16 protein-coding genes and 2 pseudogenes are annotated in these 16692 nt (G+C 68.8%); 17 read left to right on the top strand and 1 reads right to left on the bottom strand.

The window, feature by feature from the left end:
• Positions 1–60 precede the first annotated feature (60 nt).
• The 13 genes and pseudogenes from P3G67_RS24840 (at position 61) to P3G67_RS24780 (ending at position 11809) form a co-directional block, all read left to right on the top strand.
• On the top strand, positions 61–459 hold the full coding sequence (locus P3G67_RS24840) for a DUF317 domain-containing protein (protein ID WP_276095465.1): 399 nt from the start codon (positions 61–63) through the stop codon (positions 457–459).
• A 55-nt stretch (positions 460–514) separates the two neighbouring features.
• Entirely contained in the window at positions 515–871 is a 357-nt protein-coding gene (locus P3G67_RS24835) for a hypothetical protein (RefSeq protein ID WP_276095464.1), read from the top strand.
• Positions 868–1701 (top strand): DUF317 domain-containing protein, encoded by an 834-nt coding sequence (locus P3G67_RS24830; RefSeq protein WP_276095463.1) that lies wholly within the window; start codon positions 868–870, stop codon positions 1699–1701. Before P3G67_RS24835 ends, P3G67_RS24830 begins: the two co-directional genes overlap by 4 nt.
• A gap of 71 nt (positions 1702–1772) precedes the next feature.
• A complete protein-coding gene (locus P3G67_RS24825; protein ID WP_276095462.1) occupies positions 1773–2378 on the top strand; it encodes a hypothetical protein in 606 nt (201 codons plus the stop codon).
• A gap of 5 nt (positions 2379–2383) precedes the next feature.
• Positions 2384–3115: a DUF317 domain-containing protein gene (locus P3G67_RS24820; protein ID WP_276095461.1), complete on the top strand. Its 732-nt coding sequence runs from the start codon at positions 2384–2386 to the stop codon at positions 3113–3115.
• Between the two features lie 45 nt (positions 3116–3160).
• Positions 3161–4963, top strand: coding sequence for a TraM recognition domain-containing protein (locus P3G67_RS24815; protein WP_276095460.1), 1803 nt, complete (start codon positions 3161–3163; stop codon positions 4961–4963).
• Positions 4964–5122: 159 nt separating this feature from the next.
• Positions 5123–5758 (top strand): hypothetical protein, encoded by a 636-nt coding sequence (locus P3G67_RS24810; RefSeq protein WP_276095459.1) that lies wholly within the window; start codon positions 5123–5125, stop codon positions 5756–5758.
• Positions 5755–6492: a DUF317 domain-containing protein gene (locus tag P3G67_RS24805; protein WP_276095458.1), complete on the top strand. Its 738-nt coding sequence runs from the start codon at positions 5755–5757 to the stop codon at positions 6490–6492. The genes P3G67_RS24810 and P3G67_RS24805 overlap by 4 nt, the downstream gene beginning before the upstream one ends.
• 71 nt (positions 6493–6563) lie before the next feature.
• Positions 6564–7367, top strand: coding sequence for a hypothetical protein (locus tag P3G67_RS24800; RefSeq protein WP_276095457.1), 804 nt, complete (start codon positions 6564–6566; stop codon positions 7365–7367).
• Positions 7368–7543: 176 nt separating this feature from the next.
• Entirely contained in the window at positions 7544–7885 is a 342-nt protein-coding gene (locus P3G67_RS24795; RefSeq protein WP_276095456.1) for a hypothetical protein, read from the top strand.
• 105 nt (positions 7886–7990) lie between these two features.
• Positions 7991–8518 (top strand): annotated as a pseudogene (locus P3G67_RS24790) (hypothetical protein); the annotation flags it as partial.
• Positions 8519–8552: 34 nt separating this feature from the next.
• Positions 8553–9596 (top strand): tyrosine-type recombinase/integrase, encoded by a 1044-nt coding sequence (locus P3G67_RS24785; RefSeq protein ID WP_276095455.1) that lies wholly within the window; start codon positions 8553–8555, stop codon positions 9594–9596.
• Positions 9593–11809, top strand: a complete 2217-nt coding sequence (locus P3G67_RS24780; protein ID WP_276095454.1) for a tyrosine-type recombinase/integrase — start codon at positions 9593–9595, stop codon at positions 11807–11809. The genes P3G67_RS24785 and P3G67_RS24780 overlap by 4 nt, the downstream gene beginning before the upstream one ends.
• Here the strand turns inward: P3G67_RS24780 and P3G67_RS24775 are convergent.
• The gene (locus P3G67_RS24775; protein ID WP_276095518.1) at positions 11727–12236 is read right to left on the bottom strand and encodes an NUDIX domain-containing protein; all 510 of its coding nucleotides are present in this window, start codon (positions 12234–12236) and stop codon (positions 11727–11729) included. The two genes, P3G67_RS24780 and P3G67_RS24775, sit on opposite strands and share 83 nt — an antisense overlap.
• Before the next feature lie 140 nt (positions 12237–12376).
• On the opposite strand from P3G67_RS24775, the pseudogene P3G67_RS24770 reads away from it, so the two are divergent.
• The 4 genes and pseudogenes from P3G67_RS24770 to P3G67_RS24755 form a co-directional block, all read left to right on the top strand.
• Positions 12377–12727 (top strand): annotated as a pseudogene (locus P3G67_RS24770) (hypothetical protein); the annotation flags it as partial.
• Positions 12724–13989, top strand: a complete 1266-nt coding sequence (locus P3G67_RS24765) for a DNA cytosine methyltransferase (protein WP_276095453.1) — start codon at positions 12724–12726, stop codon at positions 13987–13989. The pseudogene P3G67_RS24770 and the gene P3G67_RS24765, both read left to right, overlap by 4 nt.
• Entirely contained in the window at positions 13989–15104 is a 1116-nt protein-coding gene (locus P3G67_RS24760) for a DnaB-like helicase N-terminal domain-containing protein (RefSeq protein WP_276095452.1), read from the top strand. The genes P3G67_RS24765 and P3G67_RS24760 overlap by 1 nt, the downstream gene beginning before the upstream one ends.
• A 1240-nt stretch (positions 15105–16344) precedes the next feature.
• Positions 16345–16599 (top strand): hypothetical protein, encoded by a 255-nt coding sequence (locus tag P3G67_RS24755; protein WP_276095451.1) that lies wholly within the window; start codon positions 16345–16347, stop codon positions 16597–16599.
• Positions 16600–16692: the final 93 nt, after the last annotated feature.

The raw sequence follows: 16692 nt of genomic DNA, 5'->3' as shown, positions 1-16692 counted from the left end.
GACCTGTGGCACATCGCCGAAAGCCGGGGGTGGGCCAAGCAGCAGGCAGACGCCGACCAGGTGGCGCTCTCCCCGGACGAAACCGCGATCCTCGCCCGAATCCAGACCCTGTCCGACACTCCCACCTGGCGCTGGAAGACCGAGGTGTCCCTCCCTCGCTCCGATGGGCGCCGGCAGTGGCTATGGGGAGCAACCATCGACGAGACCGCCCCCGCCACCGCGCTCGCCGGATTCATCACCGCCCTCACCGACCCCGCACCGCTGCTTCGGGACGAGGGCCAAACCATCGGCCACACCTTCGGATACCTCCACTCCACCCGGAGCCCGGTCACTCCGGAACAGAGCCGCCTACGCCACCTGCAGCGGCTAGAAGACGCCCAGCGCGCCAGGCCGCCGGCGCTGCCCCCGGCCGGCCCGATCTCGCCCCCGGGACCGGCGCCCCGAAGCAACCGCCGCTAGCCGAGCGCCGGCTACCCGCCCAAGCGCCCCATTCCCCTTCCATACAAGGACGTTGATGCCCCACACCCCTGCTCCCAGCCCCGACCAGATCGCGCAGGCCACCACCACCCTGGCCCAGGTCAAGGACTACCTGCGCACCAACCCGCCTGCAGCCGACCTGCTGCCGCTGCTCGCCCCGCTCCTCGACGAGGACACCGGCGTGCCCATCCTGCTCGGCAACATCCTGCGCTCCGCCGCGCGCCTCATCGAGGGCCAGGCGCTCTTGCCGTGGCCCGTGGAGGTCCGCCGGATCATCGCCAGGCTCAGGGCAGCCGCCCCCGAAGTGACCGACTGCTACGACCTGCACCAGGATATTCACCGCCTCGGCGCGCTGCCGTTCGACTCCCCGCTCCCGTCGGCCAGCTGCCAGTGACCCACCCCTACATCCCCACCCGCGCCAACGAGCCGCACAACAGGATCTGGTTCGAGACCCGCCCCCGGCACCTGGCCGGGCGCGGCGACCCCCGCCGCATCACCCAGACGCTGCGAGCTGCAGGGTGGAAGAACCACTCCGATGCGGACTATCCCCACGTCGTCCTGGCCAGCCCCGACTACCGGCACACCGTGGTGCTGGAACCCGAGCCGGAGTCGTACGGCGCGTGGTGGCGTATCCGCGGTGAATCCGAAGGGCACAGCTGGTACACGGAGTTCGGCGCCAACGCCCCCGTCGAGATCCTCGCCGCCCTGACCGACGCCCTGCTCGAACCCGAGCCCGAGCCCGAGACCACGCCCGACATCTGGCAGGCGCTCACCTCGGCGGGCTGGACCTACGAGCGCGACGAGCACGGCAACGAGACCGCCATGCATCCGGACGGCACCCTGAGCCTGCGCCGCTGGACCGTCGCCCCCGCTGAACGCTTCTTCTGGACCGCCGAAGCCACCCTCTCAGGAGGAGGCGGCGGACGCGACCTCCTGTGGCGCGCTTCCCTCGACGACGCCATGCCCCGGCACCTGATCGCCGCGTTCACCACCGCCCTGGCCAGCGACGAGCCCGTCCAGCGCGGCATGTGCGACGTCCCGCACTCCTACCTCGTCACCCAGGAGCAGCGCGGACCGCAGGGCGAACAGCTCGCCGTCGCCCACGAAGCACATCTCAAGGCCGTGCGCGCCGCCGCCCGCAAGGCCCGGCGAACCGCAGCCCTGCCGACCAGCAGCGGCCCTGCGCCCACCGCCGCACCCTCCGCGCCCGTCCGAAACCGCTGACCGTGAGCCGGGCGCCGCCCGGCGCCCGGCGCCCGGCTCACCCTGCCAACTGCCTTTCCCCGAGAGCGCCCTTGACCGCACCCGCCCCTTCCCCGAACGAACTCCACCAGCGACGGCTCCAGCAGCTCGCGACGTATCTGCGCGAGAGCGAACTCATCCTCGCCAACTGGGATGCGTACTCCGACGAGCACACCGACGAATCCGGCTGGCCCCATGACCAGGAGGCGTACGGACTGCGCGCCGCCGTCCGCGACGCCGAGACCTGGACAGCCTTCAACCGCGTGCGCTCCTGCGCCAAGGACCTCCTCGCCACCGCCGAGGTCCAGCTGCAACAGCTCGATGCCACAGCCATCCGGCCCCACTGGCCCGGACGACTCGCCGCCCTCCACCACGCCCTGGACCGTCTCAACGCCCTGCAGCACGAGTGGCTGGAGACCCGGGCCACGCTCCCGGCGTCCGCCAAGCCCGGCACCGAGGCGTACGACGACGTCCTCGACGAGCGCAACTCCGAGGCATGGCACTACCTGGGCGAGTGGTCCGCCCACGGCCAGGCGCTCCTCGACATCCACGCCGCTGCCCTCAAAACGCCATCGCGCCTGCCAGGCACCGGCGCTGCCCCCAGCCGGGCACCGGCCCCACCCGCCGCGTCCGCCACATCGTCGGCAGCACGGAGGTGACAGGCATGCACGAGACCATCGAGCAGGCCCTCATCTCCCCGCGGTATCTCGCCGGCGGCGGTGATCCGGCCTGGATCACCGTCCCGCTGCACCGGGCCTGCGGCTGGAGTTACGGGCACAACCCGCTGATGCCCCGCACCATCCTGACCAGCCCCGATCAGCAGGCAACCCTACGGATCGATCCCGACCCGGACGAGCCGTGGTGGACCGTGCGCCACGCACGCAAGGGCGACCAGCCGGCCTGGTCGGCCAGGTTCGACGCCCGCACCCCGGTCGAGATCCTCGCCGCCCTCACCGACGCCCTCACCGCACCCACGTCGCCGGCCTCCAGCCCCCATCCCTACGACGTCCTGCGGCAGGCGGGATGGCACACCGTCGGCGAGGGCCTGGCCTCGCCCGACCACATCGCCGCCATCGAGCACTACGGCGACGACGGCCCCTGGTTCGCCGAAGTCCGGCTCGATGAGAACGAGGGCGGCCTCCTCTGGCGGGCCTACCTGGGCAACGCCACCCCGCCGCACCTGGTCACGGCGTTCGCCCAGGCCCTCGCCGATCCCGCACCCGTGCGCCGCGATCCCCACCGCATCCCCGTGTACGCCCGCGAGCACTCGCGTACCCGCACCGAGCACATCCCGGTTGCGGACGTCGCTTTCGCCCTGGAGCAGCGTGTCGCCGCCCTCTCCGCCCGGCAACCGACCACCCCCTCGAACACGCCCGTCGCCGAGCCGCCACGCTGATGCACCTCCTCCCCTTCCTGCCCCGTCACGTAAGGCCCTGCCCTCTTGCCCCAGCCCTCCAGCCCGAACACCTCAAACACTGACGGCTACGACATAGCCTTCCGCGTCCTGCTCGGCGTCATCGCCATCGCCGTCCCCGCCTCCAACCTCGCCTGGCTCGGCGGCAACCTCACCGCCTGGGCCACCGACTCCGGACGCACCGCCCCCTATCAGCCCGTCCAGGCCCTGCTGCACCCCCACCAGCTGTGGCCCAGCCTGGACGACACGTCCCTCCTGATCGGCGCGCGCATCCTGCCCGGCGCCGTGCTGATCGCCCTCGGCATCACCGCAGCCGCCCTCTACAAGCGGCACAAGGACGGCAGCAGCGGGCGCAAGAAGCGCGTCGCCGGGATGGCGAAGCCCAAGGACATCGAGCCCCTGCTCGCCAAAGCCATCACCGCCAAGGCCCGCTCCCTGCGACCCAGTTTGAAAGACAGCAAGACCATCGCAGCGCACGACACCGGCATCCTGCTCGGCAACATCCAAGGCACCCGCCACGAAGTCCGCATGGGCTACGAAGACGTCGCCGTCGCCATCATGGCCCCGCGCTCCGGCAAGACCACCAGCCTGGCCATCCCCTCCATCCTCAGCGCCCCCGGCCCGGTGCTGCTCACCTCGAACAAGGCCGCCGGCGACGCCTACACCGCCACCCTCGAAGCGCGAGCCAAGGTCGGCCGGACCTGGACGATGGACCCGCAGCAAATCGCCCACGCCACACGGGAGATGTGGTGGAACCCCCTCGCCGACGCCAAGTCCCTTGAAGGGGCGGGCCGATTGGCCGGGCACTTCCTCGCCGCGTCCGTCGACGCAAGTCAGCAGGGTGACTTCTGGTCCAAGGCCGGATCCAACATCCTCTCCCAGCTGTTCCTGGCCGCGGCGCTGGACGAGCGGCCGATCACTGATGTCATGCAGTGGCTGGCCTTCCCGGCCGACCGCACCCCGCTGGACATCCTGCGCGACCACGGCTTCACCGCCGTCGCCGCCCAGCTCAAGGGCACCGTCGAAGGCCCGCCGGAGACCCGCGACGGCATCTACGAGACCGCGCGCCAATACGCCTCCGCACTGCTCAACTCCGAGATCGCGGCCTGGGTCACCCCGCAGAAGGGAGTCCCGGAGTTCAAGCCGGCCGAGTTCGTCACTTCCCTTGACACGCTCTACCTGCTGTCGAAGGACGGCGGCGGTGGCGCCTCAGCGTTGATCGCGGCGTGCGCGGACTCCGTCATGCGGGCCGCCACCGCCCAAGCCGAACGCAACGGCGGACGCCTCGACCCGCCGCTGCTGGCGATCCTGGACGAGGCCGCCAACGTGTGCAAGATCAGCGACCTTCCGGACCTGTACTCCCACCTCGGCTCCCGCGGGATCATCCCGATCACCATCCTGCAGTCCTACCGACAGGGCCAGAAGGTCTGGGGCGACGCCGGCATGGACGCCATGTGGTCCGCCTCCACCATCAAGGTCATCGGCTCCGGCATCGACGACCCGGACTTCGCCGACAAGCTCAGCAGGCTGATCGGCGACCACGACGTGGAGACCAAGTCCACCTCCACCTCGGACTCCGGCACCTCCACCAGCATCAGCATGCGCCAGGAACGCATCCTGCCCGCCGACGCCATCCGCGCCCTGGCCAAGGGCACCGCACTCCTCCTCGCCACCGGCATGCGCGCCGCCATGCTCACCCTGCGCCCCTGGTACGCCGAACCCGGCGCCGACGAACTGTCCGCCGCCTCCGCCCGCGCCTCCAAGGCCATCACCACCCGCGCCATCGCCAAGACCGCGCCCAAGCAGGACGACTTCGGCACAGCCGCGTGATCAAGGCACATTCCACACCAGTGCTTCGCACGGCATGACAGGCGGGGTGCTGCCCAACGCCCCTCGCGTTCATCCGCCGACCGGCCCGTGCAGCACACCGCCCCTGCCGACTGTTTCACACCTCCGCAGCCTGGCCCCACGGCATCACACACGGCCCCCTTGTCTTCCCCCCTCTGCATCTGGACCTCCATGGCATTTACCGACCACCACGAAGTCCTCATCGGCTCAACGGACGACGGACACACCTTCGTCGTCGTCAACTCCCGCCTCCGCGCAGCCCACCGCCTCCTGACGCAGGCTGGCTTCACCCCCCATGAACATCACGGCCGCACCACATACCTCCTGACACCCGACACTCCGGCCGAGGAGGCCCACAACCGCGTCGGCCTAGTGATGTACGAACTGATCGCGCACACCATGGACTTCGCCGACCTCAGCACCACCCGCTGGCACGAAGACGGTCTGCCCGTCCCCGTGGTCCGCTTCGATCTGTCCGGCACACGCGTCACCGCGATAGCCCACGTGCCGCAGGCCCGTCATGTTCTCGAACAGCGCGGCTTCACGCCTGCCGCGAACGGCTACGTGCTACCCGCTGATCGCAGCGAGCGAGAACAGGTCGCTGCCGTCATTCTCACGGACGCCCACCTCGCCATGCTCGGCCTGGGCGCCACGATCACACTCGGCATACCCACACCCGACGACATCCCCTCCGCACCAGGCCACCGCCGCAATAACCGCCCTGCCCGCCCGGCGCACATGCCCACGCCGCAGCAGGGCCGAGGAGTTACACGATGAGCGCCTTTGCCCCGAACGACCGAGTCCTCATTTCCCCACGCCACCTCGCGGGCGGCGGCATCGACCGCCTCAGCGACGTGATCGGCCCGCTGATCCACCTCTTCGACTGGCAACAGCGGCACGATGCCGCCACTGGGCACATTGTTCTCGACAGCCCGGACCGCAGCGTACAGCTGGACGTCAACTCCGCCGAGAGCGGCGGCGCATGGTGGCACATCACCCACCACGACCCTTACTGGGCCGTGGAGTTCACCCGGCAAACCCCCATCGAGGCAGTGGCTGCCGTCGCCCGGAGCCTGCCCCAGCTCCTCGGCGACCAACGTCACGCCGACGGCATCCCCCTCACCTCCCGCACGCTCACCGAAATCGCTGTCCTCAACAACTGGACAGTCAGCCCTGACGGCTCGACCTTCGCCTCGCGCGATGAGCACTGCACCTTGCGTCACATGCCGGAAGCCGAGGTTGCCTGGAGTGCCCAGCACTCCGTCCACGACGAGTCCGACACCCAGTGGAACGTCAGCTTCACCCGTGACGCTCCCGAGGTACTGGTCGCCCAGTTCTTCACCCATCTGTCGACGCACACGCCGGTGGAACGCACTTACCGCGACATCCCACGCCTCGTCCGGGACATGGACGAAGCGCTCATCACTCCGGTGCGCGGCGCGGCCGTGAACCCCCGTGTCCACCACGTTGCCGCCCAGATCGGCCGCATTCACTCTGCCCGCCGCCGCTGACTGTTTCCCACCTTGGAACGAAGCTACCGCCCCCACGCATCACCGCCCAACTCTTCCTATCTGAACAGCTCTTGGCCCTTGCTACCGACTACACGCGCCACAACGACGCCCTGTGGTCTCTCTGCCTGAACAGCCCGAACCCCGACCCGGACGCGGTGGTCGACCAGATCAACTCCGCCCGGGCGCTGGCTAGAGCTGTGGTGGCGGCGATCGACACCCTCGATGACCGGCGCCTCTTCTACGGCGCTGTCGTCGGCGCGGCGGGCGCGCGGCTCAAGCAGCTCGACTACCTGGCCACCGATGCGACCGATCACCTCTCCCACGCGGTCGACATCCTCTACGACGTCCGAGCCCGGCCCGGGGCATCCGACGACAAAGCGCTTCTGTGGGAGGCAGGTCGTCGCATCACGCTGGCTCAGGAGCTAACCGCACTCGGTGCCCAGGACTGCACGGCCACCGCTGAACTCCTCGTCACCGAGCTGCGCCGGCAGGACGCCCTGGTCCAGCCGCTGGCTGTGTCGCCCACGCAGCAGGCTGCCCTGCGCGCCATCGCCCAGGGCTACGTGACGATCGACCGCCTGGACGGCAAGCCGCTCGTCAGCCGCGACGACATCCGCATCACCATCAGCACGATCCGCTCCCTTGAAGCCCGCACGCTCGTGGTCCGCGAGGGATGCCCCCAACACATGCTCGAGCGCGTCCGCCTCACCACCGACGGCTGCCGCGCCCTGGCCGACACCTTCGGCCGCCCAACGTCTTCCACCCCGGCCACCACCCGCGCGGTGCAGCCGACCCCCACCACCGCACCGGGCCGCACCCAAACCACCACACCGATACCACCGCCCGCGCCCACGCACCAGCGGCACACCCGCTGACCACCACGCAGCACGGACCGCACCCAGCACCCACCCGCAGCCTCTCCCCGGAGACCTCATTCCACCATCCAACTTCCGCCCCAAAAACCATTTCGCCACAGCACCCTCAAGACCGACTCATCCCGACGCCGGACGCGCAAGGTCCGGCCGCCTCTGCAGACGAGCTGTCGGCCTTCGTGCGTGGCCTGACGTGGCACCAGCGCGCCGCCCTCCGCGTCCTCGCCCGTACGCCCAGTCGGATCAGGCAACGCGACAACGGCTCCCTGTACGTGGACACCCAGACCTCGTCACACATCGCGATCACCACCTGGCGCGCCCTGGAACGCAAGGGCCTGGTCCACCGCGACCGAGACGCCCACCCCGCTTCGGCCATAGGCCAGCGCCTCGCGCCGACCCCGCTCGGTCTGTCCGTCCTCAACCACCTCTCCGGCGTCACCTTCCCGCCCTCGGCGACGCAGCTGTGGCCACCAAATCCTCCGAAGCACTTCACCACCGCCCCCGCCACCCGCCGACGCTGACCGAACAACCGCGCCTGCCGCCCCCTCCTGCGTCAAGGAACCGCTATTTCCACAACACCCGCCTTCACAGCCATCTCTCTTGGCGCCGGAATTCAATCCAGCGCCATGCTCGCCCTGTCCGCCAAGGGGATTCTCCCGAGGGTCGATTACGCCATCTTCGCCGACACCGGCTGGGAACCCCGGGCCGTCTATGCCCATCTCGACCGGCTCGAACGTGAAATAGCCGCCCCCGCGGGCATACCCGTCCTGCGCGTCTCGTCGGGAAACATCCGCAAGGACGCCCTGGACCCCGAGCACCGGTTCGCCTCCATGCCGCTCTACGTCCGCAACCAGGACGGCAGGCCCGGGATGACGCGCAGGCAATGCACCGGCGAATACAAGATCAAGCCGATCAAGAAGAAGGTTCGCGAACTCCTCGGATACCCGTATCCCGCGCGCATTCCCCAAGAGATTTTCGTGGAGCAGTGGGTGGGCATCTCCACCGATGAGTTCCACCGGGCCAAGGACGCGGACGTTCAGTACATGCGCAACCGGCATCCGCTCATCGACATGGGCTGGTCGCGCAGCGACTGCGTCCGCTACCTGACCGCGCTCGGGCTCGCCGACACCCCGAAGTCCAGTTGCCTGGGCTGCCTTATGTGGAAACAGACGGGTCTAGCCTGCTGTCATGGCCCCGATCCCGTGGGGCAAGTTCCCCACTGTTGCAGAGCATCAACTGGCTCACCGGTGGCTGCAGTTCACGGCGAACATCGGACGGGCCCCCAACACCATCGACGCGTACGGGCGGGCGGTCGAGGATCATCTGCGGTTCTGCGCCAGGGAAGGCACGGACCCATTACTGGCCCGCGCGGACACCGTCGCAGCCTGGATCAGGGACATGCTGGATCGGCCCCTCCGGCGTCCTGCGAAGGGGCCACGACGGGCCGATGCGGGACTCGCGAACGCGACCATCCAACAGCGCCTGGTGGCCGTCCGATCCTTCTACGAGTACCTGGTGGAAGACGGGCTGCGTGAACAGAACCCGGTGCGGCGGGGGCAGGCGAGCCGTGGTGGTCGCAGACCCCGCCAGGGCCTAGTACGCCGCGTCGAACAGGCTCCCTGGATCCCCAACGAGGAGATCTGGCAACGGATCTTGACGGCCTCGGGCGAGGAGCCACTGCGCAACCGGCTGATGGTCACGCTCGCGTACGACGGTGCACTACGCCGCGAAGAACTCGTCCAGCTCGACGTCGAGGACTTCGAACCCGCACACCGGCTGATCCACCTTCGGGCAGAGACCACCAAATCCCAGAGAGCCCGGGAAGTAGCTTTCGGCACCACCTCGTCCCAGCTGTTCGTGGCCTACCTCGCCGAGCGCCGCACGATGTTCGGTCGGATCGACGGACCGCTGTTCCGCTCCGTCTCGAACCGCAACTACGGCGCCCCACTGGGTCCTTCCATCTGGTCGAAGACCGTCGAACGCATCGCCCGCAAAGCTGGAGCTGCCCGGTTGTCCACCCACACCCTTCGACATCTGCGGCTGACCGACCTGGCCCGCGCCGACTGGACCATCGACCAGATCGCCCAGTACGCCGGCCACCGCGATCTCGCCACCACCATGCGCTACATCCACCTGTCCGGCCGCGAACTGGCCGCCCGCTTCCACCGCACGAACACCACCATCCAAGCCGACCGTGAGCGACTGCTCGCCGCACTGCTGGAGGAGCGATGACCACGACCGATCCCAACAACGCCGCTGGCAGCGACGCAATGCCGCGCGAGGTTCTCCTGGAGCTGATGCGGCCGGTCGACGAGGTAGTCCGGGCCTGGTCCCCCAAGACCGCCCGCGCCGCACGCAACCGCATCCTTGACGAGGTACGCGTCCGCGGCCTCTCCTACCGTTCATGGGACGACGCCACCTGGGCGGAGATATCCCTCACCGCCGGCCCCGCCCGTCTGCACATCGCGGCTCTCGGTCACCTGCTCGGTGGGCATCACCGACTGCACCACACGGCCGGGATCAATCAGCTCCGCAGGCTCGCCGACCTAGTCTTCGGCCCCGGCGCCACCCAGCCCGCGCTGGACGAGATCGAACAGGTCCTGAGTTCCTGGCAGACCTCCCCTCATCTGCTGGCATGGCAGGTCGGCAACGCGGTCCTCGACGCGCTCCTCAGCGCGGGCAGCCCCCGCCTGGAAGACCTCACCGACGACCTCGTACGCCAACTCGTCGACGACTACAAGGCGGCCGGTCTGACCAGTCGGCGTCGCGGTCTCATCAAGATCTCGCGGGTGCTCGCGGACAAGGGCATCATCCCGGCCCCGCTGCACGCCAACGAGGACAAGGCCGGGCCCCGCTCCGACATGCTCTCCACCGTTCCACCTGAGTGGGCCGAGTGGGCCCTGCGCTGGCGGAAGTTCTCCACCCACGAGCCAGGCACCATCCGTTCGATGTTCTCCGTCATCCTCATCGGCGGACGCTGGGCCGCGGAGAAGCACCCGGACGTCATCTCGCCGGATCAGTGGACCCGGGACATGGCGGCCGAGTACATCGCCGACACCATGCAGGCCACCGTTGGTCAGTGGGCCGGCCACAACCGCAACCGCAACCGCTTCGGCCAGCCCATCTCCGCAGGAGGACGGGCAGCACGGATCGACAGCATCCGCGGGTTCGTCTGCGACCTCATCGAATGGGAGTGGATCAAGCCCCGGTTCGACCCGCGCCGCGTGATGAGCATGCCGCTCTCCCTGCGCGCCCAGATGGGGCCGAACCCCAGGATCATCGACGACGCATCATGGGCCAAGCTCATGGCCGCCGGGCTCACGCTGAACGCCGAGGACCTCATGCCCTACGGCTCTGGCCGAGCCCGAAAGGCCGGTTGGAAGGCGACCTACTACCCGGTCGAGATGGTCCGGGCCATGGTGGCGGTCTGGCTGTTCGGCGGCTGCCGTGTCGACGAGATCCGCCGCCTCGAACTGGACTGCGTCACCTGGGACGAGGGCACCGACGACACCAGCGGAGAGCCCTTCACCATCTGTCTGCTGCACATCCCGCAGAACAAGACGTCCCGGCCGTTCAACAAGCCGGTCGACCCCGTCGTCGGCCAGCTCATCGACGCCTGGAAACTCGTCCGGCCACCTCAGCCCGACCTGGCCGATCGCAAGACCGGCGAGAAGCGGCAGCACCTGTTCTGCCACCGGGGCCAGCTCGTCGGCAAGGACTACCTCAACCACAACATCCTCCCGGCTTTCTGCCGCAAGTCCGGCGTCCCGCAGACCGACTCCCGCGGCGCCCTGACCAGCCACCGGGCCCGCGCCACCATCGCCACCCAACTCCTCAACGCCCGCGAGCCGTTAACCCTCAACGACCTGCAGCAATGGCTCGGCCACAAACACCCGGCCAGCACCCGCTACTACGCGGCGATCCTGCAGCGCACCCTCACCGCGGCCTACAAGAAGGCCGACTACTTCGCCCGCAACGTCCGCACCATCCAGGTCCTCATCGACCGCGAGTCCATCCTCACCGGAGCCGCCGCCGGCGGCGAACAGCCCTGGAAGTACTACGACCTGGGCGAGGGCTACTGCAGCTACGACTTCTTCGCCAAGTGCCCACACCGGTTGGCCTGCGCACGCTGCCCCTTCTACGTCCCCAAGCAGTCCTCGCAGGGGCAACTCCTGGCCGTCAAGGACGGCATCGACCAGATGCTCGAACGCCTGGACCTGACCGATGACGAGCGCGAAGCCCTTGAAGGAGACCGCGAAGCGGTCACCGCTCTCGCCGAGCGTCTCGCGGACACACCGACCCCCGGCGGCCCCACACCACGCGAACTCGGGACCACCGACGGCTTCGTCCCCCTGACCCAGCTCATGAGCACCGTTCCGGCGCAGAAGCCGGACCAGCACGACAACCGAGATATCGATCGAAAACCGCCTGGCTATCAGGAGTGAAGGTCCACTGCTGCAGAGCCCGCCGCAGCTCGGACTCAGTCAGCCACCCGTGCCAAGCCACCTCTTCGGGATCAGGGGCGACGATCTCCGGAAGCACGGCGTCACAGACCGCAAGCCAGTGAGGGCTGAGCCCGCCCCGGTTGAGGAACTTGAACCGAAGGCGCGCTGCCACCCGCACTCCCAGCTCCTCGCTGACCTCGCGGGCAGCGGCCTGCTCATAGGACTCACCGACTCCCGCAGCACCCCCGACCCCGAATTCGTAGTGCCCTGGGAAACGGGACAGGTGCTCGGCTCGCCGATGGACGAGATAACGGCCTTGCCTATCGCGGCACACCACCACGCCAACCCGGTGCAGCCAGCCCTCCCGAACGGCGTCTCGCCGACTGACTACCCCCAGCACACGGTCCTGAGCATCAACACGTTCCACGAGTTCATCCACGCCGCACACGATCGCAGGCACCACTGACACCCGCCCGGAATGACCGACCGTCACACAGCCAGCGCCCCTCACACCGACCTCACCCCACCGAACGAAGGATCACGACCCTGTCTCAATTCTCAATAACTTGCCCATACCACGGAAACGCCCAGTGGCGGCACATCCGGGACACCTCACCATCCGAGTGGCAGGACGTGGTCGCGTTCGACGCGGCCATCCGCAAAGGCAACGCGCGAGCCAACGCGAGTGGGAACCGACTGCTGGGTGAAGCGTTTCTCCACCGCTCGCGCGTTCCCCTCGGCGAAGCGCCGATCGACCACGTCACCGCCGCCGAATGGGCTGCCCTGCAACAGCAGATCGAGCCCGCTCCACCGGACTTGGACGACCTGGAGCAGGGCGTCGTCGACGGCTGTTCCCCGTGGGCCTGCCGCGGCGAAGTCCGAGAACTGACGCAGGACGACTTCGGGTTGGCCTCTTGATCCTGGACCTGTTCGCGGGACCGGGCGGCTGGAGCCATGCCCTGACGGTTCTCGGCATACGGGACGTCGGGTTGGAATGGGACGAGTGGGCCTGCAAAACCCGGGCAGCGGCAGGGCAGTTGACGATCCGGACCGATGTGGCTCTGTATCCCGTCCGTCCGTTCCTCGGCAAGACCACGGGCCTGATCGCTTCCCCGCCCTGCCAGGCGTGGTCGATGGCCGGCAAGCGCCTCGGGATCGTTGACCAGCCCCTGGTCCACCAGGCCGTCGCCGACCTCGCCGCCGGCCGCGACACCCGCGGACAGCTGCTGACCTTCTGCCGGGACGAGCGTTCCCTGCTCGCCGCCGAGCCGATGCGCTCCCTGCAGGCCCTCAACGAGTGCGGCCAGCCGGAATGGGTGGCGATGGAAGAGGTTCCCGACGTCCTGCCACTGTGGCGCCAGTACGCGGCGATCCTGCGCACCTGGGGTTTCTCGGTGTGGACCGGAATCGTGAACGCCGCTGACTACGGCGTGCCCCAGACTAGACGGCGGGCGATCCTGCTCGCTTCACGCACCCGCACCGCTGAGCCCCCGCCCCCCACGCACGCCAAACTCGCCGAGCCGGAGAGCCTGTTCGGGCCGGGCCGCGCGCAGTGGGTGTCCATGGCCCAAGCTCTCGGCTGGGGTGCCACCGACCGTCCCGTGCCGACTGTGTGCGCCGGCGGCGGTCCTGGCGGCGGGCCCGAGCCCTTCCCCTCGGGTTCGCGTAAGACCCTCATCGCCGCCCGTGACCGCGGCACGTGGAAGTCGCAGGCCACATCCGTGATGGTGAAGTCCCGTCGGGAAGAGGCGGGTTGGGCGGAGCGCCACGCAACGCGGGAGAACCGGCCAGCCGACGTACCGACCCCGACGTTCACCGCGAAGGCGCACCGCTGGTCGTGGTCCCTGCGCAGCAACAACCAGGCGAACGCGACGGTGCGCCCCATCAACGAACCGGCCGGCACACTGTTCTTCGGCCATCGCGCCAACGAATGCGTCTGGGTCGCCGAACCCGCTCCCGGCGGCCTGGACGAGGATCGTCCGGCGCCAGAGTCCATCCGGATCACCGCCCAGGAAGCCGGCCTCCTGCAGACCTTTCCCGCCGACTACCCCTGGCAAGGCAACAAGAGCCGGGTCTTCAGCCAGGTCGGCAACGCCGTGCCGCCTCGGCTCGCCGCGCACCTGCTGGCCCCGCACCTCGGCAAGACCCTCACCCCCGACGACTTCACCCTGGCCGCCTGATGCCCCACCCGATCCACCCGTACGAGGACGACGACCTCGACGACCTGCCGACGCCCCCGCCCGTGCACTACGCCGAGCAGTCCCTGCTCGGCGCGCTCCTCCTAGACCCCCACCAACTCGCCGCCCTCACCGCCCTGGAGGCGGGCCACTTCAGCAACCACACACACGGCGCCCTGTTCGCGGCCATGCGCACCGTGCCGCCACCCGACCCCGAGACCCACCGCACCAACCCGGCCTGGCTCATCACCGTCCTGGATGCCGCACGCCCCGAAGCCCCCGGACTGACCGCCTCCTACCTCCACACCCTCACCCAGGTCTGCCCGTGGCCCAAGCACGCGGCGACGTACGCGCGGATGATCCGCGCCGACCACGCCCGCCGGATGCTGCGCATGCACGCCGAACGCCTGGCCCAGACCGCGACCGATCCCACCCTGCCGAACCCTGCCGCCGCCACCCTCACCCAGGCCGACACGCTCGGACGGTTCCTGGAGGAACTGTCTGGGCAGTTCGCCCCGCACCCCAGCTCGCTGCCCCGCACCGTGCTGCCCGAGACGCCCCCCAGGGACAGCGGCGAGGAGGCCCTGGAAGAGGAACGGCTGCTGCTCGCGACCGCGACGGCACACCCCGCAGACCTCAAGGACATGCGGTGGCTGCTGCCCGAGGACTTCACGCTGCCCCTGCACGCAGCCCTGTGGCAGTGCCTGACCTCGCTGGTCCACCGCGGCGATCCCGTCGATCCGATCAACGTGCTGTGGGAGGCCCAGCACCGCGGCCTCCTCGCCGACGCCATCACCCCCAACGACCTGATGGCCCTCATCTCCACGCCCGTCGGCTCACCCGAGCACTGGGGCGAGAAGGTCCTGCAGCGCGCCCTGCTCACCCGCGCCCACACCATCGCCACCCGAATCACCACGTACACCGAGGACCCGACCAACACCCCCCATCAGCTCATCACCGGCAGCCGCCGCGCCCTAGCCGACCTCACCGCCCTGCGCACGCGCTGGCAACCCACCACCACCCAATCGACAGCGACGCGAACAGCACGTACCCCGGCGACCAGCCGCGCCGGGCCGCCACCGCGAACTACCGCGCCCGCAGCCCGATCCCACCGATGACCCCCTCCCGCTCCGGTCGGCAGCACGCCGACCGGAGCGGCGAATCGAGAACGCATACCCCACCCCGTCACGAACACCTACATCCGCCTGGACAAGCACCATGACCACCCCAGTGCCGTCACGGCCACCATCGTTGACACCAGCATCCAAGCGATCGCGCCCTGCTGAGCGTCCACGGCTTCGGGCCACGAAACTGGTGTTCCGCAGTTCCGTCCGCGACGCCCAATCTGGCATCGGCAGTGCCGCGCGAGCCCGTTGCCTGGTCCTCCCTACCTCTTCTTCGAGATGGCCCACGGCCAGTCCCAACGGCAAGCACCCGCCCCCGCTCCGAGCCGCCGGACCAATGCCCTCGGCATCGGCCGCCCGCCCGCCGCCCCCCGCGCCATCAACTCGCCGCCGGTGCGCTGACGGGTCGCGTGAAGGCCCAAGCTTGGCAGGCAGCGATGCGAGGAGTAGACCGTGTCCACCTCGATGAATGGTCCCCACCTCGCTTCGCCTTGTAGGCGATGAACGAGCCGAGTTGACGGAACGGCCACGGGGACTGGTGTGCTCGCTGATCGCGGGAGACGGCGGGCAGCGAAACCGTGGCGAGCCGCTCGACTCGCCTGCCAAGGGGAGGGTGATCGAGCGCAGCCAGATCGATCGGCGGGCGTCAAGGCGAGCAGTCCGGCACGTTCGATTTCGACTCGCTGATGACGCCTTGGCAGTCGTCAAAAATTCTCCTGCGGCTGGGAATCATCGCGGCGTCTTCCGCCCGCCTCTCCGCCAGGGAGCGAGCCTCTCAAGTACCCGCGTCAGCCTGGTCGTTGTTGCATATGCACGTGCAGGGAAGGGCTTGCCTCCGCCGCGACAGCCCCACTCCACTCACCCGAAAGAGTGGTTAGAGGAACCCCTTTATCCGATTTTCCTCTCAGGGGGCGAAGTGCACCCCACGATGAGGCGTTTCATGTTCACGCGCATTCTGTTCTTGAGTGAGCGAAGTTCGATCAATAATGATCACTTCTTGGGTGACGAATGCCGCATCTCACGCGATGGTCGGTGAATCGACAGGGACGGCGTTTTACTCTCGCCTGCTGTTGCACGAAGAGGTTGCTGCGCCGCGTTTATGAGAGGGCCCTGCGAAGCGCTGTGGGAGTCGGCTAGATTCGGCAGCCGTCCGATGCTCGACAAACAAGCAGCGGCCTCGGCGCGGGTAGGGTCCGCATCCGAGGCCGCTTGAAAATAGAACAAGGAGGTTTCCATGTTCCATCAGTTACGCCGCGGCTTCCTGCACGGGTGCGCGGCGCCCTGCATCAGTATCCCGCGCAGGGACGGGCTGCAAACAGTGATTCTGGCGCCCTTCGGGGTCGTTGTCCGGGTCGTGTTGGTCGTCCTCGTGGCGGCGATCCTCGTGAGCGGTGACAGTGAGATCGTCGCTGCTGGCCTGCGTGCCGTGACCGACCTGACGGGAGTTGGGGATTCCCCGAACTACCTCGTGCTGGTCAGCGTTCGGTAGCCCCTGGCGGGTGGCGAGCCTTCGTGCTCGCCACCCGCACTTGGCCAGACATGGAACGGCACGGGCCGAGGACGTCTGGCTTGGGGTCGAGAC

It is taken from the genome of Streptomyces silvisoli (assembly GCF_029269905.1).
Classification (GTDB): Bacteria; Actinomycetota; Actinomycetes; order Streptomycetales; family Streptomycetaceae; genus Streptantibioticus_A; species Streptantibioticus_A silvisoli_A.
This window is presented reverse-complemented; position numbering and strand designations above follow the sequence as displayed.